This is a genomic window from Gardnerella sp. DNF01180P, assembly GCF_049244205.1.
GTDB lineage: Bacteria > Actinomycetota > Actinomycetes > Actinomycetales > Bifidobacteriaceae > Bifidobacterium > Bifidobacterium swidsinskii.
Map to the genome: position 1 here is coordinate 797367 of NZ_CP058386.1, position 20044 is coordinate 817410.

At 40.2% G+C, this 20044-nt stretch carries 20 protein-coding genes and 1 pseudogene; 14 read left to right on the top strand and 7 right to left on the bottom strand.

What is annotated here, in order from left to right; all coding sequences use genetic code 11:
- Nucleotides 1-206 precede the first annotated feature (206 nt).
- The 14 genes and pseudogenes from rpsB (at nt 207) to HXT40_RS03095 (ending at nt 10650) form a co-directional block, all read left to right on the top strand.
- Complete coding sequence (gene rpsB / locus HXT40_RS03030; protein WP_004574276.1) at nt 207-1025, top strand: 30S ribosomal protein S2; 819 nt, start codon at nt 207-209, stop codon at nt 1023-1025.
- Between the two features lie 100 nt (nt 1026-1125).
- Entirely contained in the window at nt 1126-1977 is an 852-nt protein-coding gene (tsf, locus tag HXT40_RS03035) for a translation elongation factor Ts (protein ID WP_421777326.1), read from the top strand.
- 174 nt (nt 1978-2151) lie between these two features.
- The gene (gene pyrH, locus HXT40_RS03040; RefSeq protein WP_004108906.1) at nt 2152-2901 is read left to right on the top strand and encodes a UMP kinase; all 750 of its coding nucleotides are present in this window, start codon (nt 2152-2154) and stop codon (nt 2899-2901) included.
- 19 nt (nt 2902-2920) lie between these two features.
- Nucleotides 2921-3475 (top strand): ribosome recycling factor, encoded by a 555-nt coding sequence (gene frr / locus HXT40_RS03045; protein ID WP_004106603.1) that lies wholly within the window; start codon nt 2921-2923, stop codon nt 3473-3475.
- Between the two features lie 33 nt (nt 3476-3508).
- Nucleotides 3509-4540 carry a phosphatidate cytidylyltransferase gene (locus HXT40_RS03050; protein ID WP_116994705.1) on the top strand — a complete coding sequence of 344 codons (1032 nt, stop codon included), beginning with the start codon at nt 3509-3511 and terminating at the stop codon, nt 4538-4540.
- A gap of 42 nt (nt 4541-4582) precedes the next feature.
- Nucleotides 4583-5500, top strand: a complete 918-nt coding sequence (lgt, locus tag HXT40_RS03055) for a prolipoprotein diacylglyceryl transferase (protein ID WP_004106607.1) — start codon at nt 4583-4585, stop codon at nt 5498-5500.
- A 79-nt stretch (nt 5501-5579) separates the two neighbouring features.
- A complete protein-coding gene (gene rpe / locus HXT40_RS03060) occupies nt 5580-6245 on the top strand; it encodes a ribulose-phosphate 3-epimerase (protein ID WP_004574269.1) in 666 nt (221 codons plus the stop codon).
- Nucleotides 6246-6368: 123 nt separating this feature from the next.
- A complete protein-coding gene (locus HXT40_RS03065) occupies nt 6369-6974 on the top strand; it encodes a CDP-alcohol phosphatidyltransferase family protein (RefSeq protein ID WP_004574267.1) in 606 nt (201 codons plus the stop codon).
- Between the two features lie 19 nt (nt 6975-6993).
- Nucleotides 6994-8043: a DUF881 domain-containing protein gene (locus tag HXT40_RS03070; protein ID WP_004106613.1), complete on the top strand. Its 1050-nt coding sequence runs from the start codon at nt 6994-6996 to the stop codon at nt 8041-8043.
- A gap of 2 nt (nt 8044-8045) precedes the next feature.
- Nucleotides 8046-8378, top strand: coding sequence for a small basic family protein (locus HXT40_RS03075; protein WP_004106615.1), 333 nt, complete (start codon nt 8046-8048; stop codon nt 8376-8378).
- Between the two features lie 3 nt (nt 8379-8381).
- The gene (locus HXT40_RS03080) at nt 8382-9218 is read left to right on the top strand and encodes a DUF881 domain-containing protein (protein ID WP_004574263.1); all 837 of its coding nucleotides are present in this window, start codon (nt 8382-8384) and stop codon (nt 9216-9218) included.
- An 18-nt stretch (nt 9219-9236) separates the two neighbouring features.
- Nucleotides 9237-9677 carry an FHA domain-containing protein gene (locus HXT40_RS03085; RefSeq protein WP_004106618.1) on the top strand — a complete coding sequence of 147 codons (441 nt, stop codon included), beginning with the start codon at nt 9237-9239 and terminating at the stop codon, nt 9675-9677.
- A 16-nt stretch (nt 9678-9693) separates the two neighbouring features.
- Nucleotides 9694-10142 (top strand): annotated as a pseudogene (locus HXT40_RS03090) (MerR family transcriptional regulator); the annotation flags it as partial.
- Between the two features lie 238 nt (nt 10143-10380).
- Entirely contained in the window at nt 10381-10650 is a 270-nt protein-coding gene (locus tag HXT40_RS03095) for a hypothetical protein (RefSeq protein WP_421777327.1), read from the top strand.
- Between the two features lie 255 nt (nt 10651-10905).
- Here the strand turns inward: HXT40_RS03095 and HXT40_RS03100 are convergent, their stop codons facing one another.
- From HXT40_RS03100 to HXT40_RS03130, 7 genes are all read right to left on the bottom strand, one after another.
- Complete coding sequence (locus tag HXT40_RS03100; protein WP_410310384.1) at nt 10906-11640, bottom strand: HAD hydrolase-like protein; 735 nt, start codon at nt 11638-11640, stop codon at nt 10906-10908.
- Nucleotides 11633-11980, bottom strand: a complete 348-nt coding sequence (locus HXT40_RS03105; RefSeq protein ID WP_004106625.1) for an RNA polymerase-binding protein RbpA — start codon at nt 11978-11980, stop codon at nt 11633-11635. Before HXT40_RS03105 ends, HXT40_RS03100 begins: the two co-directional genes overlap by 8 nt.
- 109 nt (nt 11981-12089) lie before the next feature.
- Nucleotides 12090-14723 carry a DEAD/DEAH box helicase gene (locus tag HXT40_RS03110; RefSeq protein ID WP_410310385.1) on the bottom strand — a complete coding sequence of 878 codons (2634 nt, stop codon included), beginning with the start codon at nt 14721-14723 and terminating at the stop codon, nt 12090-12092.
- A 27-nt stretch (nt 14724-14750) separates the two neighbouring features.
- Nucleotides 14751-15092: a hypothetical protein gene (locus tag HXT40_RS03115; RefSeq protein WP_012914192.1), complete on the bottom strand. Its 342-nt coding sequence runs from the start codon at nt 15090-15092 to the stop codon at nt 14751-14753.
- A gap of 2 nt (nt 15093-15094) precedes the next feature.
- On the bottom strand, nt 15095-17014 hold the full coding sequence (locus HXT40_RS03120; RefSeq protein ID WP_410310386.1) for a helix-turn-helix transcriptional regulator: 1920 nt from the start codon (nt 17012-17014) through the stop codon (nt 15095-15097).
- Between the two features lie 293 nt (nt 17015-17307).
- Entirely contained in the window at nt 17308-18747 is a 1440-nt protein-coding gene (locus HXT40_RS03125; RefSeq protein ID WP_410310387.1) for a UTP--glucose-1-phosphate uridylyltransferase, read from the bottom strand.
- Between the two features lie 209 nt (nt 18748-18956).
- Complete coding sequence (locus HXT40_RS03130; protein WP_004108936.1) at nt 18957-20042, bottom strand: amino acid ABC transporter permease; 1086 nt, start codon at nt 20040-20042, stop codon at nt 18957-18959.
- Nucleotides 20043-20044 lie beyond the last annotated feature (2 nt).

Sequence of the window (20044 nt, forward strand, 5' to 3'; positions counted from 1 at the left end):
GATATAATCACTCTCTGCGTGTCCATTTTGAGCATGAGTATTGCCGCGTTATATGATTGCTCGCTTTTTATTGTCTACACGGATTCGCAAATACGCGCCATGTACGCGTCCGTTCGTGTCGGTCGGCTTGGATTTAGGCATGTGTCAGCCAAGTTGCATGCGAACAGACATGGCCAGGAAATAACCGACAAGAAAGGTATATAGATATGGCACAGATTACCATGAGCGAAATGCTGAAGGCTGGTTTGCACTTCGGTCATCAGACTCGTCGCTGGAACCCAAAGATGAAGCAGTTCATTCTTACCCAGCGCAATGGTATTCATATCATCAATTTGTTCAAGTCTCTCGACATGATCGACAAGGCTTATGACTTCATCAAGCAGACTGTTGCTCACAACGGCACTGTTCTCTTCGTGGGTACTAAGAAGCAGGCTCAGGAAGCTGTACAGAATCAGGCAACTCGCGTAAACATGCCTTATGTTTGCGAGCGTTGGCTTGGTGGTATGTTGACTAATTTCCAGACTGTTTCTACTCGCGTAAAGCGCTTGAAGGAACTTGAGGAAATGGACTTCAGCGATGTTCGTGGATCCGGCTTGACTAAGAAGGAACTTTTGCTTCTCGAGCGCGAGAAGGACAAGCTTTCCAAGCAGCTCGGTGGTATTCGCAACATGAACCGCACTCCATCCGCCATGTTCGTTGTTGATATTAACAAGGAAGCTTTGGCTGTTGAAGAAGCCCATAAGCTTGGTATTCCAGTTGTGGCAATTGTTGATACCAACACTGATCCTGAGTCTGTTGAGTATCCAATTCCTGCTAACGACGATGCTATTCGTGGCATTGAGTTATTGACCAGCTTGATGGCTGATGCTGTAGCTGAAGGCTTGCTTGAGCATGCCGGTAAGGGCGCTAAGTCTGAAGGTAATGATGCTCAGCCAATGGCAGCTTGGGAGAAGGAATTGCTCACCAAGGAAGGCGAAGCTGAAGCTAAGCCTGCCAAGGAAGAAAATACTGAGGCAAACGCCTGATAAGCTAATTTGCAACCAGATTCTTATTTAGAAGCTGCAAAATCCAATTGATTTTGCTTTTTGCAGCTTTTAAGAATCATATTGATACGAGGAGAACAAAATGGCAGCAATTACTGCAGCGTTGATTAAGCAGGTGCGTGAAGAAACCGGCGCCGGCATGATGGACGTTAAAAAGGCTCTTACTGAAGCTGAAGGCGACGTTGCCCGCGCTAAGGAAATCATCCGTGCTAAGGGTATTCAGGCAGCTGGTAAGCGTGAAGGTCGTAAGGCTCAGGAAGGTACCGTCGCTTCTAAGGTTGTTAAGTCTGCTGAAGGCGAAACTGGTTACGCAGTTGAGTTGAATTCTGAAACTGACTTTGTGGCAAAGACACCAAAGTTTGTGGAATTCTCAAACACTGTTCTTGACCATGCTGTTGAAGCTAATGCTTCTACTGCTGAAGAAGTACTTGCAGCACCAGCTGATGGTACAACTGTTAAGGAATCTGTTGAAGAAGCAGCAGCTTTGTTCGGCGAGCATGTCAAGGTTGGTCAGGTTGCTAAGGTAAGCGGTCCACACGTTGAGATTTATGCTCACAAGAAGTCTGTGGAATTGCCTCCAAGCATCGTTTCCATGATTGCTACTGACGAGGCTGGTGCAAAGGTTGCTCACGAAGCTGCTTTGCAGATTTCCGCTATGGGTGCGCAGTGGCTTCGCCGCGAAGATGTTCCAGAAGAAGTTTTGGAATCTGAGCGTCGCGTTGCAACCGAGAAGTCCTTGGCTGAAGGCAAGCCAGAGAAGATTGTTCCAAAGATTGTTGAAGGACGTATGAACGCCTTCTTCAAGGAAACTGTACTTCTCGAGCAGGCATACGTTAAGGATCCATCCAAGAGCGTTGGTGACTTGTTCAAGGAAGTTGGCGGCACCGCTCTTGCCTTTGCTCGCGTTGAGGTTGGCAAAGGTGCTGCTGAATAAGCACTAATTATATAAGAATTTATTTTTGTTCTTGTATATAGGGTTGCGTGCACAAGTTGTGCGCAACCCATTTTTATATTCATTGTCCAGCTTAACGTGCGTTTTGAGTGTCGTTATTGATAGATAAACTGACAAAGATATACCTCATTCGCCGTTATGACTGGAGGAATCTGTATGGCTATTGCACAAACGGATGAAGGAAAGTCCCGTAGGGTTTTATTAAAGCTTTCTGGAGAAGCATTCGGTGGTGGTGCTGTTGGTATTGATACTCATGTCATTCGTAGGATTGCTGGCGAAATAGTAGCTGCAGTGAATCAAGGCGTTCAGGTTGCTATTGTTGTCGGCGGCGGTAACTTCTTTAGGGGAGCAGAACTGCAGCAAGCAGGTATTGATCGTAGCCGTGGCGATTATATGGGTATGTTGGGCACTGTAATGAACTGCTTGGCTCTTCAGGATTTTCTTGAGCAAGCAGGGCAAGCAACTCGCGTACAAACTGCTATTACAATGGGTCAGGTTGCAGAACCTTATATTCCGTTGAAAGCAATTCGTCACCTTGAAAAGGGTCGTGTGGTTATTTTTGGTGCTGGTGCCGGAATGCCATATTTTTCTACTGATACTGTTTCTATTCAACGTTCATTGGAAATTCATTGCGATGAAGTTCTTATGGGCAAGAATGGTGTGGATGGCGTATATAGTGCTGATCCTCGTAAAGATTCTACTGCTCGTAAGTTCCTAACATTAAACTACAAGCGCGCTATCGTTGATGGTTTAGCTGTTATGGATGCGTCTGCGCTTTCTATGGCTCGCGATAATAATCAAAAAATTCGTGTGTTTGGTCTTGAGGGCGAAGGTAACGTAACTAGTGCTCTTGTTGGAGAATCTATTGGCACATTAGTGTCTAATGCAGAGCCAACATTTGCTTAAATATTATAAAGGAGAACACATGTCAGCAATAATTGATCAAGCCCGTGAACAGATGAATAAGTCTGTTGAAGCTACTAAAGAGAATTTTATGGGTATTCGCACCGGTCGTGCTAATCCTGCTTTGCTAAACGGAATTATGGTTGATTATTATGGTGCTCCAACTCCAATTAAAGCTGTTGCATCTATTGGTGTTCCAGAGCCTAGAACTCTTTCAGTTACGCCTTTTGACGCTTCTCAAGCGAATGCTGTTGAAAAGGCTATTCGCGATTCTGATTTAGGTGTAAGCCCTAATCGTGATGGCAATGTTATTCGTGTTACTATGCCAGAGCTCACGGAAGAACGTCGCAAGGAATACGTCAAGCTTGCTAAGAATAAAGCAGAAGAAGGCAAAGTTGCAGTTCGCAATATTCGCCGCAAAGCTAAGGAATCTATTGACAAGTCTGTTAAAGATGGTGAACTTGGCGAAGATGAAGGTGATCGTTTACAAAAAGAGCTTGATAAAGTAACTAAGCAAGTTACTGATTCTTTAGACGTTTTGCTTGAAGGTAAGCAAAAAGAAATTATGGAAGTCTGAGATTTTTGTAGTTTCAAACTGAATGGGTGCCGTATGAGTCAAATAAAACAGCATAATTTTGTCAATGAAGTCAGTAAAGCAAATGCTGAAAAAACTGCATCAGAAGTAGGATTGTCTTCTGACAAAGCAGATACTGCTACACATGGCACCCATGAAACTTTAAGTGATATTAATCGTCGCACAGGCAGGAATATGCCTCAGGCAATTGCTACCGCCGCAGTACTAGTTGTTGCAATTGTTTCTTGCTTAATTATTAGCATTGATGTCTTTATAGTGCTTATGGCCATTTTTATGGTTCTGGCATTGTGGGAATTACATGTTGATTTTGCAACTCTCGGTTTGCGTATTCCTTTCGTGACGTTATCAATATGTTCGCTTGTAACTATTTTTGCAACATACTATGCAAAATGGCATGCTGTTGCTATGGCTAGTGGAATTACTGCATCTTTGCTTCTTACAGTAATTTGTGCGACTCTTAGCAGTACTATTTCAGATAGAACGATGCAAGCTGTAGAAAAAAAGCTCGATGGTTCTAACCGCTCATCATACGAACATACTTTATTTACGAATACGTCTGTTTCGCTATTCGTGGTGTTGTACATTCCACTTTTAGCTTCTTGCATCGTATTAGCTCTTACAAATACAAAATACGCAGTTGCTCACGCTATGCTTTTGGTATTTTTACCTGCATTAAGTGACACTGGCGGATTATTTGCTGGTGCATGGTTGGGCAAACATAAGCTTTCTCCGCGAATCTCTCCTAAGAAGTCTGTAGAAGGCTTAATAGGCTCAATGCTTTTTGCAATTATAGGAGCATATGCAATTATTGCAGGTTTTTATGGTTCCTCTTGGTTCAATTTCTGGTGGATGCCATTAGTCATGGGTATTTCTTCTGGAATTATTGGCACATTTGGTGACTTGTGTGCTTCTATGCTTAAAAGAGATATTGGTATTAAAGACATGGGACATTTGCTAAAAGGTCATGGTGGTGTTCTTGACCGAGTAGATTCTATTTTGCTGTGCGGTCCTGTGCTGCTTGTGCTTTTGCAACTTGCTCATTTCTGAATTTATCTGTCGCAATCGTGGGCTTAGACTAATATCGACGCCATGACAGTCTGTTTTATCCCGTCGCCAAGTATTTCGCAATTTTCTCTTGGCTTTGTAAACATAAAGTTTTACGCTCTTAGTATTCTTGCCGGTATTTTGGTTGCAATGTGGATTACTACGCGTCGATGGAAGCGTCTTGGAGGAGATTTTAACCAGATACTTGATCTTGTTTTAGTCAGTCTTCCTGCTGGAATAATTGGCGCGCGTTTGTATCACGTTATTACAACTCCAGAAAAGTTTTTTGGCTCTAATGGTGATTTTTTAGAAATTTTTAGAATTTGGAATGGTGGTCTAGGAATTTGGGGCGGCATATTCTTAGGCGCATTGGCTGCTTGTGTGTTATGCAAGTATCGTAAATATCCTATTGGATTACTAGCTGATTGTGCAGCTCCTGCAGTGCTTATTGCTCAAGGTATAGGAAGATTGGGGAATTGGTTTAATCAAGAACTTTACGGAGCTCCTACTAACTTGCCATGGGGTTTGAAGTTAAATTATGATACCACACAAGCAATAGGTCATAGTGAAAGATGTTATGATGGGTTAACGTGCCCAGAAGGCACATTATTTCATCCAACATTTTTGTACGAGATGATTTGGAATTTCATCGGTGCTGCATTGCTTATTTATTTTGGCAAAGTTATAGCTAAGAAGTTAAAAGCCGGTTCCGTATTCGCACTTTATGTTATGTGGTACACAATCGGACGAGTATGGATTGAGGCATTGCGAATTGATTTTTCACATGTTTTCTTAGGTGTTCGCATTAATGTTTGGGTTTCTATTATCGTATTTATTTGTGCAACTATTGTTTTTGCTTTGCTGCAAAAGAGTGCTAGTACTCGTGATTCTCTTGTTGAACGACTTATAGATATAACTTCAGATGAAAGAGAACGTGAGTCTCAGAATACTTCTAGTAAATAAGTTTCAAGTATTTGAAAAAACAATTTTAAAAATTTTGTTTTTATAAAACTAGTCGCTTGCATTTTCTAGAATAGTACACATGAATATACAAATAGCACCTAGCATTCTTTCCGCAGATTTTTGCAATCTTGAGCGTGACCTTGATGCAATATCTAATGCGGATCTTGTTCATGTCGATGTAATGGATCATCACTTTGTACCTAATTTGACTTTGGGTGAACCAATTGTTAAGCGAATTTGTGAGGTTACTAAACTTCCAGTTGACGTACATTTGATGATTGAGGATCCAGATCGTTGGGCTCCAGAATACGCTAAGCTTGGAGCTGCTTCTGTGAGTTTCCATATGGGTGCTACTCATGCTCCAGTGAGATTAGCTCGTCAGCTTCGCGATATGGGTTGTAAAGCTTGCTTTGCTGTGCGCCCTGCGGAACCAGTTGAACCTATTTTCGATATTCTTGATGAATTCGATATGGTTCTTATTATGACTGTTGAGCCTGGTTTCGGTGGACAGAAGTTCTTAGCTAATCAAATGAATAAGGTTCGCCGTTTACGTGACGAAATTACTCGTCGCGGATTGCAGACTCATATTCAGGTCGATGGAGGAGTTAGCCCTTCAACTGCAGCAATAGTTGCTGAAGCTGGTGCTGATGTGCTTGTTGCAGGTTCTGCAGTTTATGGAGCAGAAAGTCCTAAAGAGGCGATTGAAGCTATTCGTAATACTGCAAAAGCTGCTTGGCACGAATAAATATTAGATGTATGTTGGGGACATGAAATATGTCCCCAACATATTAAGTATTGCACAACAAGCGAGTTTTTTTGATGCGAATATATGCTGATTAATTGAGTGATTTCGTATGAGGAAGATATTATGACTAAGTTCGTTATTAATCAGGAATATAGTCCTGAAGCAATGAATCGAGTTTTGACAATACCTAATCTAATCAGTTTTTTGCGCATATGTTCAATTCCTTATATTGCTTGGCTTATTACACAGCATCAGATGACTTTTGCTCTTATTGTTTTAGCAATATCTGCGTTTTCTGATTGTCTTGATGGTTATATTGCTCGTACTTTGAATCAAGTTAGTAAGTTGGGTCAAATCCTTGATCCTATAGCTGATCGTCTATTGATTTTTTGCAGTACGTTAGCTTTAGCTGTTGCAATGATTATCCCTTGGTGGGCACTTTTATTAGTAGTATTGCGTGATGCTATTATGGCTGTACTTGTAATAGTACTTGCGCAAAGAGATTATGGTCCTTTGCCTGTTAACTTCGTAGGTAAAGCTGGCACGGCGCTTCTTATGCTTTCAATCGTTTCTTTAATGATTGTTTATGCTGTAGCTACTGAGTCTATGTTCCTGCTTTATGCTGCTGCACTTGCATGTGGAGTGTGGGGTATTGCTCTATATTGGTATGCTGGCTTGCTTTACTATATGCAAGCTTATTTGTTACTTGCTAAGTCAAGAAAAAACTAAATAAGGCGTGTACGCACATATGACTAAGCAAGATGAATTTGTTAGTTTAAAAGATAGTATCAAAGATTTAGATGTAAAACATACGTCTCATAAAAGCACTATGCCAATGTCTTTTGCTGCTCCTGATGGAATGTTGTTAACTAGACGTAGAGCATTATTCTCGCACTCATTTACTGGTATTTCAACGCATCATGTTGTAATGTCTCCCAGTGGTTTTGCTCACAATCATGATCGTAGACGTTATATTGACGATTATGCTTTGCGTCTTATTGATGATTTAACTAATCGTCCGGTTGATCCAATGTTTATGGATGCAAGATTAAGTAAACAACCTGTTAAACCGTTTAATCTGTGGTTCACTAGAGCTATAGTATTTTTATTGTGTGTTTCTATCGGTACTGTTGGGAGTCAGTTTGTTCGTAAGTTACACACTGATCCTAGAAAAGCAATACGTTCTTCATTAGCTAATGAGTTGTCAGGTTATACGTCTCGTTTCGATAAGCTTGTAGAAGAAGTAACGTTATTGAGAAATAACGTAGATCATGAGTCGCAAAAAATTACTACGCCTGAAGAGGATGAAGTTAGTAAATCAGATGATATGGTTAATGGCACTCATGCTGTAGAAGGTTCTGGGATTACTGTAACTATTGCTAATCCTATTTCTGCTTCGAGCGATGTGAATAGCGGTTCTTTGCCTCGCGAGAGTAATGGCGCAAGAATGCGATTAGTTACAGATCGCGATATTCAACAATTTGTATCATTATTGTGGAAAGCAGGCGCTGAAGCTATTTCTGTTAATGGGCATAGACTTGGAGCACAAACTTCTATTCGTGTTGCTGGTCAAACTATTCTTATTGGAGTTAATCAAACTCAAAGTCCATATGTTATTGAAGTTATTGGCGATTCTGATGATTTAATTAAACAGTGTAATGATATGAAACGCATGAAATGGTACGCATCTTTAGCTAATGCAGGCATTAATCCACAGGTTTCACCTTCGAGAGTTATACGACTCAGCGCAGCAAACACAGGCGATATCAGTTTTGCCAACGAGAGAATTAGGAGATAAGCATGGCAGCGATTTTTGGATTAATTTTGGGAGTATTAATTGGAGTTGTTGTTCATCCAGATATTCCTATTGTCATTCAGCCTTATTTACCTATTATGGTCGTTGCAGCACTAGATGCGTTGCTTGGTGCCGCACGTGCATATTTTGAGAGAAACTTTTCGGATAAAGTTTTTGTTATTTCATTCTTCTCAAACGTTATAGCAGCTACGTTGCTTGTTTTACTTGGAAATCAGCTTGGTGTAGGTGCACAATTACAAACTGCAGTTATCGTTGTTTTAGGAATTCGTATTTTCTCTAACGTTTCTGCAATTCGTCGTTTCATCTTCAGGAGTTAGCATATGGTTTCAATGTTTTCTCATTCTCCACAAGGTGATGATATTCTTCATAAAATGCGTCGTCAAAAAGCGCATGATCGTGAAAGTGATGAAACTCAAACTGGATCTTTCCCAGCAGTTCATCGTAAAGTAAAATCTTCACTAAGTGGTCATGTGACGCGGGCGCGTATATTTACGGGCTTTTTAATGATGTTGCTCTGCGCTTTATTAGGTTTTGCGTACATGATTCAAGTTAATCGTAGTAACTCACTTTTGTATGAAACAATGAGTGAAGAGGAGTTGACACGTCTTATTACAGAAACTCATTCTCAAATTCAGAGTTTGGAAAGCCGAAAAAGTGAATTAACAGGTCAGCTTAATTCGTTGCGTGAAGCAGTAGATAAACAAGATGAAGCTCGTCGCATTGCTCAGCAGAATGCTCAAGCAAATGGTCTTATTTCTGGACGTCTGCCGGCAGTAGGTAAAGGTATTGTAGTTCACATTACCGCAGGTGAAAAAGAGAATATTGATGCCGCTACGATGTTTCAGCTAATAGAGGAATTGCGAAATGCTGGCGTAGAAGTTATGTCTATTAACGGTGTGAGAATAGTTACTTCAAGCTATATTTCACAAACTAAGCATGGTCTTATATGTGACAATATTATGATTGATCCTCCTTATATTGTGAAAGCAATTGGTGACCCTCAGAATTTGCAAAATGCTGTTAATATTGCAGGCGGTGTTGGGTCGCGTTTAAAAATTAAATTTGGTTCTTCTGTAATGGTTTCAGTGCCTGATGAGGTAGAAATTACTTCGACACGCGAACCAAAACAGTACGAATATGCAAAACCAGTCGAGTAACAAGGTAGAATAGCAAGTATGACTGAACCGATTCCTACAGCTGGCGAAACCACTATTATTGGTATGCCAGCTATTCATATTCCAATGAATACAACTTCAGATCGTCCTATGCAGCAGGATGATTTTGATACTATAGCGAAACTACGTCCTGGTACTGCGTTGTTGATTTCAACTAGGGGAGCAGTGTCTGGTTCTCGCTATCTTCTCGATGAAGACTTAGTAACAGTTGGGCGCGATTCGCATGCTGATATTTTGTTAGATGATTCTACTGTTTCGCGTGCTCATGCAGTGTTTAAGCGCCATAATGGCGTGTTTAGCATTTCAGATTCTGGAAGTCTAAATGGTACGTATGTAAATCGTGAACGTGTTGATGAATCAGTGCTGCATAATGGCGATGAAATTATGATTGGCAAATTCAGACTGGTATTTTTCGCACATGACGCAGTCACAGTCCGATAATGTGATTAACGCAGTACAGGGGGAGCTTTTTAATTTTTCTCTGTCTGCTGATCACGCTTCAGGATACCGTGGTAGTGTCGCTATGAAGGTTGCCGGTATTACTTTTACCGGCAACTCGATTATTGGGCTCGTAAAAGCATTATAGAGCCTTCAATTCATGCATCTAGCGGTTCTGGTTCTCGTCGTTTGTATTCTTTTAAGGATATTGCGATTATGGCTGTAGCTAAAAGGCTGCTTGATGCTGGCGTTAATTTAGTTAATGTTACTACGGCTATTATTTTTCTTAATCGATACTCAGAAGAGCGTTTGAGAAATATGACTATTATTTGTGATGGTCAATCTGTTCAAGAGTGCGATGAGAATCAAGATAATATGCGTAGTATGCTTGCTTCTGGTTTAGCAGTATTTGCTATTGCTGTTGGCCGCATTGTTTCTAGAGTTGAAGAGGACTTATCTTCTGAAAATTCTGTTGATGCTACGCAAGTTGAAGAAAAAAGTAGTAAGTCTACTCGCAAATCTTATTCAAAACCTACTTCTCATACATCTTCAAACTCATGGAGTCTTGTTCAGGAAACGTGGGGATAATGGCATGTTTGTAGTTGTTATTATCGCTGTTATTTGCTGGTTTGCTTCAGTATCATTGTTTTTCTATAGTTTATTTGCTTGCGTGCGTTTTTTAGTAAAATTTCGAAAAAATGCTTATTTGAAGGCAAATAGTATTAGCAATAGTAATAAGAGAAATTCTATTGGTTTAATGCCTTGGAGTATTGTTATTACGCATTGTTGTGGGCTTCCTTGCGCAATGCTTGCGTACATGCTTTTACATATTGTTCGCGATTTTGGATTTGTTCGCGATGATTATTGGTTATTAATGAGATCAACGCTGATTACGTCATATGTGATTATTATCGCGCTTATTTTTGTCAATATTTTTGCAATGCTATTTTGTGCGTACCGAAGTTGCAAGTCTTAGATTATTTAGTAAGAAGTATCGTAGGGATATTATTTGATAGTAGTTGAGATTTTGTTGGTTGTGTTTGATTATTTATCTCTAATTTGACATAACGTACATTATCGGATAAATATCAAGTAAATCTAGTCAAATAATAAGCTCAACCGGCAGAAACTGTGCAGCGTTGTAAAGAAACTGTCGTTTTCTCACTAAAATCCGACCGAAACTTTACGCACGTGTAAAGAAAAAGCCGTTACGACAAAAATTCTGATTAGATTAAGCGAAATATTCGCAAATTGCAGTGCTTAATTCGCTTACGCTATCAATAATTCTGTAAGATCCGTGTGCTTCAAGCTCTCCAGGCTCAGCATAACCCCATGCGCATCCCAAGCAATCCAAGCCGCAATCTTTTGCTCCATCAGCATCAGTCCAACGGTCGCCAACCATCAAAGCTCTGTCGCCTTTTTCTGGATTGTAATCAATCACATCAAAAACATAACGAATAACTTGAGTTTTGCTAATACGCGACATATCTTTACTCGCGCCATAAATTCCGTCAAGATACTTCGTTAAACCAAAATAATCGCAAATAGGCTTTACTTGATATTCTGGCTTGCAAGATGCGGTTGCTAAATAATATCCAGCTTCACGAAGTTTTGTGAGTTGCTCAAGTATTCCATCGTATACTTTGTTAAGTAGGCATCCTGAAATTTTTGTACCAGGATTATTAGGATCATCAAAAGTTGCTACTTCAGAATAATACTTGCGATACGTAGCAAGTCCCTTTGCTAGCAGCGATTCAGGCACATTATTGCGTTGAAGAGATTCTAAAATTGAAGGACCTATAAAACGGTGCATTTCAGCATCGTCCGGAATAGGCTGTTTCAACTCTTTCAATGCAAGCTTTGCGCAAGTAATAATACCAGCATCTGACTTTGTTAATGTGCCATCAAGATCAAGCAGAATAATGTGACGACTAGTACATCCTGAAGACACTGAGAATTCACTCATAGTCAGGAATCCAGCCCTCATGATGCATTTTTAGACGCTTGTCTAGTAAAGTTTTTAATTCTTCTTCACTACGACGTTCAAGCAGCATATCCCAATGCGTCCTAGACGGCTTGTTGAAATCATCATCTGGGCGATCATCGTCGCCTTCGCGATGTGCAATCGTGCCGCAGCGGCATTCCCACTCTTCAGGAATTTCTGCGCCTTGAGCAAAAGGAAGAATCGTGCGATGCCCCTTTGGGCACACATACACAACATCATTTCGTGCAGCGAAATCTACATTATCGTCAGATTCCAATGATTTCGCACCAATGCTCATACCGCGTAAACTGCGTTCTGCCATAGTATCTCCTTGTGTAGTACTTTATAAAATTACCGAATTGCACGGACTATATATATAAAAACGATTTATATATACAAAATACATGCATTTTATTTGTATATGCTCATACTTATACATCTGAGTATGCTACAACTCCACGGTTTAATAGTTTTGCAGCTTCATAAGCGCATGAAGCAAGATTTTTATCTACGCCATCTATAGCTTGTAAATATTCTCCTGTTGCAAAAAGTTGAGTAAGTAAATCAATAAGACGTTTAGTTTGACGCACGAAATCTCCTCCAGTGCTGTCGGTATTGCGCAAAATTTCAGCTAGATCAGCACCATTAGCCCAATCGTACATAATATCTACAGCACCAAATTCAAGCGGTCTTAACGCTGGCAAATGAGCGTCTGCGCATAATGCGCTAGTACGCATAAATAATTCTTTCATTCGCAATACTGTATTAAATATCGCGCCATCCTTGCCGCCTGGATATCGTCTAGGTTCTCCCCCTGCAGGTCCTCTAGATTCATAAACTAATGCAGACAAGCACGATAATAATTCAAGCGGCGAAAGATCATTAAAAATTCCTTCGCAAATAGCTTCAGCAAATACAATGTCTAGTTCGTTATACAACCTTCTTAACAATTGACCGCGCTCAGTAAGGTGCAAAATTTGGTTTTGTGAAGAATCTTCAGATTGTAAATAATCCAAACTGTACAATACGTCACAAATATGGTCAAAAGTTCTAGCAACAGAACCAGTACGAGATTCGTAGCGTTCACGTACTTGATCAAGTTCCTTATGTTCTCTAATCCAATGGTAGCCCCAACGCAAATGTTGTTGAATATCTGCACAACCTGCACACGGATGCGTTCGCTCAGCTTCTCTAAGATTTGCAATAACATCATCCAACGCTTTAAACGCTGCTGTGCGTTCTGCATCTGTGCGGAATAAAGTATGTTTAAGTTTACGGCGTTGATCGTGTTGAGCTTCTTTAAGCTTCATGCGTAATTGTAAGAATTCAGCAAAATCTCCATGTTCGCAGTGGAATGCTTCTTCATAGCCTTTAAGAGCTGTTTCAAGTTCGTTCATGCGATTATGTAAACGTTCAGCAGAAGCATTAGCTTCCCATTGAGCAAAAGAACGATCTAGTGTTGTTCTAGCAGTGTCTGCATCGCTTGAGTTCAGCAAATTAACTGCCATATTAAACGTAGGAACGAAGCTGGAATGTAGCGGGTATACGCGTTTACTAGAAAGTGCTGCAGCTTGTTGAGGGACGAAATCAGCATGATCTACAAGAATTGCGTAACCAATATCGTCAATTCCACGTCTTCCAGCACGACCTGTAAGTTGCGTAAATTCTCCAGGCGTAAGAGGTACATGCCCAGTGCCGTCAAATTTTACTAGCTTTTCTACAACAACGCTTCGAGCTGGCATATTTAAGCCTAAAGCAAGTGTTTCTGTTGCAAAAACAACTTTAATAAGTCCGCGTTCAAATAGTGTTTCAACAATGTGACGGAATAATGCAATCATACCGGCATGATGTGCTGCAAATCCTTGTTCGAGAGCAAAACGAAAACGTTCAAAGCTTAAAGCGTGTAAATCTTCTTTAGAAAGTTGATTTGCAACCATACTGTCGACAATTTTACGTATTTCGTACATTTCTTCATCAGAGGTAAGTATTAATCCTGCGTTTAAACATTGTTGAACAGCTTGATCGCATCCGGAACGAGAGAAGATAAAATAAATTCCTGGCAGCATTCCTAGGTAATCTAATTCGTCAATAACAGCCCAGCGGCGAGGAGTATGTCGTTTCGCGCATTTATCTAACTGTGCAACTCCCCCGTTAACTCTGTGTTTCTTACCTTTTCTGTAACGGTATTTGCTATCGCTGTAAGATTCTTTACGGCGACGAGCTCGGTACTCGAATTCATTAAGTTTCCTAGTCAATGCAGGGTTAACGCGCTTAGTTACGTTTCCATTATTGTCATGGTCGTATAAATCGAGTAACTCAGGCTCAGTTGCAGAATCCTCTTGAATAACAACATGTCTTTCTAAAGGCACAGGTCTGTGTTCGTCGACAACCAAATGAGTTTCTCCACGCACTGATTCTAGCCATGCAGAAAAATCTTCAACATTTGAAACAGTTGCAGACAACCCAATAATTTTCACCGATTTCGGAAGGTGAATAATAACTTCCTCCCACACAGCTCCGCGGAATTTATCTGCAAGATAATGAATTTCATCAAGAACGACAAAACCTAAGGATTGCAACGTAATCGAATGCTCGTAAAGCATATTTCTTAAAACTTCAGTAGTCATTACAACAATGTCTGCTTCAGGATTTACAGAAGTATCTCCAGTTAATAACCCTACTCTGTCTGAGCCGTATAGTTCGCAGAAATCGTGATATTTTTGATTACTTAAAGCTTTAATAGGCGTTGTGTAAAAAGCTTTTACATTGCGATTTTGCGCAAGAAATACAGCAAAATCCGCAACAACAGTTTTACCAGCTCCAGTAGGAGCAGCAACTAAAACATTATTGTCATTTTCTAGTGCATCAATAGCTTCAAGTTGAAAATCATCAAGTTCAAAAGACAAAGAACGCTCAAATTTAGATGCCATCGAGTGCTCGTGCTTCATTGTATTTTTAAAAGCTGCGAAACGTTGTGAAGGAGATAATACTACATCATTCTCATTGCAGTCAGTTGGATTGCCTGATTTATTTTTGCAGTCTTTTTTCTGTGATAAATGAGACATAAAAAGTATTAGTCGCTTTCTTATATGCTATAGCTGAATGTCTTCTTCGCGAAGAGATTTTTTATCCCAATGCTGCCATATTTTACGGTGATTTTCGCGAATTTTTTGATGACGCTCAATAACTTTTGTGTGCGTTCGCTCATATCGATTCGTTGCATCTTTAATAGGAAGTGTAAATAATGGATCTCGAGGATTTTCATTATCTTCTTTATTTGGTTCATGCAAACGTTCAAATCTAGAAGAAACGTTTTCGGAAATACCAAAACAGACCTTAGCTATTTTTATTGCGCTTAAAACGACAATAACAACTCCTAGCGCTACCATTATCAGCATAAAAACTGTTATGAGTAGCCAAATCCACCAAGGCATTGTTATTCCTCTGTATTCGCATTATCAGCGTGATTAACGCTTAATTCACGTTGAGCGCGAGCAATAATCATACTGCGCAATGTTTCAGGAGCAACAGCTGTAATATGACGTGCGTGAGCAATGCAAAAAGCAACGAACCATGAATCAGAAGAAACAGTAAGATGGACTTTTACTCCGCTGCCACAAGTTTCCATAGTGGCTCCAGAAAGATTCTTCAAAAAGTTCAATTCTGTTTCATCGGTAATGAAGCAAGTTTCAGTTCCGTTATCAAAGCTCCACTTGCGAAGTTCACTAACTGGCACATCTGGAATTTTAACTTGAGATACAGGCTCTACAACTTCTGCACGTTCAATACGTGCTACGCGAAGAACTTGCCAAATGCGAGGCAATCCATTCGCTTTATTAATTGTCGTATCTTTAGCAACAAATTCACGTTTATCTTCTGGTGTTTGCTGCTCTACATCAGTCCATACTGCAACATAGTAAACGCCTTCATCAACGTAAATCTTCGACGGTGCAACAATCTTGCGACGAATACGTCCTGCCCCGTCAGTGTATTCCATATCTAGTAAAGATCCAGAGTTAATAGCACTACGAACAATAGAACAATTTCGAGGCTCAATTTCGTAACCTGTTAAACTCAGCCATGGAGTTTGACCAGGAAGAACATGACGGCGAAGACGCTTATACAAGGATTCAGCTTGTGTGCGCTGTTCAATAGGCAAAAGCAAGGAATGCGCCAAATAATTAGCAGACGCAGTAAGCATGCTCAAATATTGCTGTGAAATTCCAGCAAGTCTTTCCAATCCTAAAGAGTTAGTAGCAGAAACAATTCCCTCGTTCTCAAGAAGAGTCCAATCTATATCAAAGAATTGACTTCCGGCCATTTCCCCATCGTCAGAAACAGTAGTAAGAGTATTTATATCCTTGTGAAGAATTGTAACAAATCGACGAAGTTCATCATCGCTTTTTGGTCTACCAATAAAACGCTCAGCAAGCTCGTCTAATGGGAATTCCTCTCCAAGATGAGCAGACAAGAAAAGCATCAATCGAAGCCTACGATCTACTTCACTTCCAGTTTGGAATGAAGAGCCTTTTTTGGTATGCGATTTATCAGTGTTGCTATTTTGTTCTTCAATATTTTGCGCTTCTTGTATAGCACCTTCTTCATCTTTTTGCTCATTTTCGTCATATTGAGCAAAATTAACTGCTGCGTGCAAACGGCGATGGAAAGCATCAACTGCTTCTTGAGGGCTTACTACGCTAGATCCAGGATGTTCTAGCACAAACATCGCTAAATCGTCAGCATCAGTATAAGCAACGTTTAAATGTTCACCATCGACATCCACAGTTGCGGCAAATCTGCGAGAATCAATAACTTTTACCAATGAATCAGGTAGCATCTGTGTTCCAAGACCAGGTGCGATTGAATCTAATCCTAAGCCAGGAATAGGAGTTTGTGGAACTCTAGGAGCAGTGCGAGAGGTGCGCTGTTGCCCGTGTTGACCTGAATCAAGAGAAGAAATAGACATTGAACGAGCAAGATAATTTGCTGCAGCTAAAACTGGTAATTCAGATTGGTCGAAACGTAAACGTACGCGAGGCTCATCGCCTAATTGCAAACGATAAGACGCAAAGTCTTGACCTTCGGACTTCGAAGAATATTCTGGCTGCCTAGACTCTATTGCAATACCCATAGCAGCAAGCTTTGCGCGATCTCGCTGGAACTGTTTTGCGAATGCTGCTTTAGCTGCTTGATCTGCAAGCTCACCGTATGAATCTGCATATGCCTTTACGCGCTGTGCAATTTGACGCGAAGTCAGCCATTGCGGGAATGCGGAAGACAATACAGCGAGTACATCTAACTCGTGTTTGCCCCATTTGTCGGAAAAACGTCGCCTTCCGTTGCTTCCTTCTACCATTAGTCCTCACGTATCATGTTTGTATCAATTTACTTATGCGCCTTGCATACAAGCGACTACGAAATGCAGCAAAACTTGTGTTGCAATATTGCGCACACCTTTTCTATTTTAATGGTGTTTTGCGGTACGTGTGGACATTTTTTTAAAAAACTTCTAATAATTATATATTTTTTATTCACACGAACATCAACAACGTTGAAAATACGCCATTTTTTCGCGACACGCCATATAACTTTTTTATAGATAATTTTATTTACTATCAATAAAAATCGCATATTTGCAAGAAATCTGCTTTAAACCCAAGAGTCTGGTTCAATTCCTTGCGGTCCCACGAATTCTCCATTTGGCACATAACTTGGTTCTCCTGTATCTTCTAAAACAGCGTCAGCAAACATTGAAACTTGGTTTCCAAATGTCCAATCTCCCCTAATAGTTACTGATTTTGCAGCAGCTAAAGCTGGAACAGAATATGGGAATCTTTCGTTGAAATCATTGATGTTTTTGTAATAACGTGGATCCAAATCAATATCAGGAAATATATAGTTACCATCTTCCATTTCATATGAATCAGTAAGATGGAATCTATCTGATCGCATAATAAATAAGTCATTCGTTGTTTTAACAGGCAAGAAACGCATGCGATCAACTTCTACGCAAATTGCGTCATCGAAAAGTGAAGCTATTGCTCCCATTGCTGTTTCCAATTGCACTACCGGAGTGCTGCTTTCGTCAGTTGGGTCAACAGTTTTGTGATTAAAAATAACAGGCAAAGGCAAAATCCCTTTGTGCTCTTTTAACTTTTTTTCTAGAGCATCTACACGAACCCAAATATTATTTGTGTTGAAGTATGGATGTTTTTTAATGCTTTGTGCGCTTCTACGATCCTCAGGATGAACCTGTGTCATTTCTCGTAGCATTAGTCTTCCTGTTTTCGCGTCCCTAACAATGTGACCGCCCTTACGATCTGCTTGAGTTCGCTTCGCAACCTCAATCATGATAGGTGCGCCAGTATTTTCAAAATGTTGAGCAAGAGTGCGCGACGGTCTAGCACCTAAATTGTCAGAATTTGAAATAAACAAATACTCAATTCCATTTTCTTTAAGAGTATGCAATAAATCAGATTCACACAGAGTTGAAAAAATATCGCCGTGACCTGGAGGGCACCATTCAAGAGATTGATCTTCCTTGTGAGAAACCGGTTCTCCAGTTTCCTCTACTAATTTTGGTTCTTGATGTTGAATAATTTCTACAGGAATATTGTCTTGCACAAACTTGCGATTGCGTTTTAGTACTTGCAAAGTATCATGAGACGTGCGGAAAGAATTCATGAAAATAAGCGGAAGATTAACTCCTAATCGTTGACGAGCTGTAAGAACTTGTCCAATAATAATATCAATAAAGCGCATTTGGCGAGCTTTATGCCTACGAACTGGTAGTAAAGATTTTGCGCAAGACAAGCCCATAGATGTTCCCAAACCGCCATTTAATTTAATAAAAGCAGTTTTTGCGAATGCGTTAACAGCTTTGTCGTGATCAATAGTTTCGTAAATTTCGTGGAAAGTTGGAACGCTTTTAATAGGCTCAACCGTGCTCTCGCGAATAAACTCCGCAGACTTATCCCCTGATTTATCTAAATTCCAAGCATTATATAAGTGTTTAAATTGTTCAATAGCAATTTCGCTCATGCCTTGTTCGCGCATCTTTGCAGCGGACAACTCAAACGCGTCATCCATGTAAAAGCCTCCTCGTATGCATGTGACCTTAATAGTTTAGCGATTTGTGCGTTGCTGCGCAAATATTGCTTTTAACGGTTATTTTGAAATACTATTATGATTCTACCAAAGTTAGAAATTGCAAGATAGAAAATAATAAGCGCAGCCAATAATAAATACCGACTGCGCTTATGAGAAAATTTGCTACTAAACACCACTAAATATGAAATTTAGTTATTTTCTGCATTGTTGTCATCATTTTCTTCCGGTTCATCGCCAGTTTTTAGATGATGCTCGTCGTAGCCTTGCAAGTAACGAGTGTGGCGCCAATGGTGAATAGAAGCGTTCGTACCGCGATGATGTACGTGATACTTACGTGGAGTACCGCCATAAGGAAGCTCTTTAACTTCGCTAGCAACTGCCATTTGGTTCACATTAGAAGGATCCATAATAGCAATTGGAGCAACAGGCTCTGGTTCTGTTGGAGCGGCAGTTCGATTCTTCAAGTGCGATGGCAACCATTGTGCAAACCAAGACAATGCCAAGCAAATAAGGAAATATATTACTGCTGCAACGCTTAATGTTTGCAAAATATTAAAGTACATTGATCCGAGTCTGCGCGATTCCTGAAGCAAATCAGTGTACATAATAATTGAACCAAGTGCAGTATCCTTCAAAACAACTACAAGCTGAGTTACTGCTGCAGGCATCATAGCAATAATTGCCTGAGGCATTTCAATTTGTGTCAATGATTGGTACTCGCTCAATCCTAATGCAAGTGAAGCTTCTCTTTGACCGTTTGGCAAGTTGCCAACACCTGATCTAACAAGTTCTGCAACAACAGAACCGTTATACATAATCAGTGCCAAAACAACAGCCCAGTATGATGATTCTTTCATACCAGAAAGTGCGAATGCTCTCCACAAGAAAATCATAAGCATCAATACTGGTACTGCGCGGCAAAATTCTACTACTATTGCGGAAATACTACGAATAATAAAATTAGGTAGTAAACGGCAAAGTCCGAAGAATAAGCCAAATACAATAGAACCAACTACTGCAAGTAACGATGCTTTTAGTGTCATCCATAATCCAGGAAGATAAAAATCAACCCAGGCCTCAGATTCGAGTGCAGGATTCCAAAGCGTCCAAGAAAGTTGGTTTTCTCCCTCTGGAGGATTGCTCAAACGAACGAGAATAGCAATAATGCAAATAACAAAAATGCAACCGGCAATAATATTAGCTATGCGAATTTTCTTAAGAGCTTTTGGACCTGGAGCATCGAATAATAATGATTGTTCACGTTGTTTAGCCATTG

What these genes read in the sequence shown, in the direction of transcription:
- HXT40_RS03125 (WP_410310387.1), bottom strand. Translation starts at nt 18,747, where the DNA reads ATGGATGACGCGTTTGAGTTGTCCGCTGCAAAGATGCGCGAACAAGGC.
- lgt (WP_004106607.1), top strand. Translation starts at nt 4,583, where the DNA reads ATGACAGTCTGTTTTATCCCGTCGCCAAGTATTTCGCAATTTTCTCTT.
- rpe (WP_004574269.1), top strand. Translation starts at nt 5,580, where the DNA reads ATGAATATACAAATAGCACCTAGCATTCTTTCCGCAGATTTTTGCAAT.
- HXT40_RS03110 (WP_410310385.1), bottom strand. Translation starts at nt 14,723, where the DNA reads ATGTCTCATTTATCACAGAAAAAAGACTGCAAAAATAAATCAGGCAAT.
- HXT40_RS03085 (WP_004106618.1), top strand. Translation starts at nt 9,237, where the DNA reads ATGACTGAACCGATTCCTACAGCTGGCGAAACCACTATTATTGGTATG.
- HXT40_RS03100 (WP_410310384.1), bottom strand. Translation starts at nt 11,640, where the DNA reads ATGAGTGAATTCTCAGTGTCTTCAGGATGTACTAGTCGTCACATTATT.
- pyrH (WP_004108906.1), top strand. Translation starts at nt 2,152, where the DNA reads ATGGCTATTGCACAAACGGATGAAGGAAAGTCCCGTAGGGTTTTATTA.
- HXT40_RS03080 (WP_004574263.1), top strand. Translation starts at nt 8,382, where the DNA reads ATGGTTTCAATGTTTTCTCATTCTCCACAAGGTGATGATATTCTTCAT.
- HXT40_RS03130 (WP_004108936.1), bottom strand. Translation starts at nt 20,042, where the DNA reads ATGGCTAAACAACGTGAACAATCATTATTATTCGATGCTCCAGGTCCA.
- HXT40_RS03120 (WP_410310386.1), bottom strand. Translation starts at nt 17,014, where the DNA reads ATGGTAGAAGGAAGCAACGGAAGGCGACGTTTTTCCGACAAATGGGGC.
- tsf (WP_421777326.1), top strand. Translation starts at nt 1,126, where the DNA reads ATGGCAGCAATTACTGCAGCGTTGATTAAGCAGGTGCGTGAAGAAACC.
- HXT40_RS03075 (WP_004106615.1), top strand. Translation starts at nt 8,046, where the DNA reads ATGGCAGCGATTTTTGGATTAATTTTGGGAGTATTAATTGGAGTTGTT.
- HXT40_RS03070 (WP_004106613.1), top strand. Translation starts at nt 6,994, where the DNA reads ATGACTAAGCAAGATGAATTTGTTAGTTTAAAAGATAGTATCAAAGAT.
- HXT40_RS03115 (WP_012914192.1), bottom strand. Translation starts at nt 15,092, where the DNA reads ATGCCTTGGTGGATTTGGCTACTCATAACAGTTTTTATGCTGATAATG.
- HXT40_RS03105 (WP_004106625.1), bottom strand. Translation starts at nt 11,980, where the DNA reads ATGGCAGAACGCAGTTTACGCGGTATGAGCATTGGTGCGAAATCATTG.
- HXT40_RS03065 (WP_004574267.1), top strand. Translation starts at nt 6,369, where the DNA reads ATGACTAAGTTCGTTATTAATCAGGAATATAGTCCTGAAGCAATGAAT.
- frr (WP_004106603.1), top strand. Translation starts at nt 2,921, where the DNA reads ATGTCAGCAATAATTGATCAAGCCCGTGAACAGATGAATAAGTCTGTT.
- HXT40_RS03050 (WP_116994705.1), top strand. Translation starts at nt 3,509, where the DNA reads ATGAGTCAAATAAAACAGCATAATTTTGTCAATGAAGTCAGTAAAGCA.
- rpsB (WP_004574276.1), top strand. Translation starts at nt 207, where the DNA reads ATGGCACAGATTACCATGAGCGAAATGCTGAAGGCTGGTTTGCACTTC.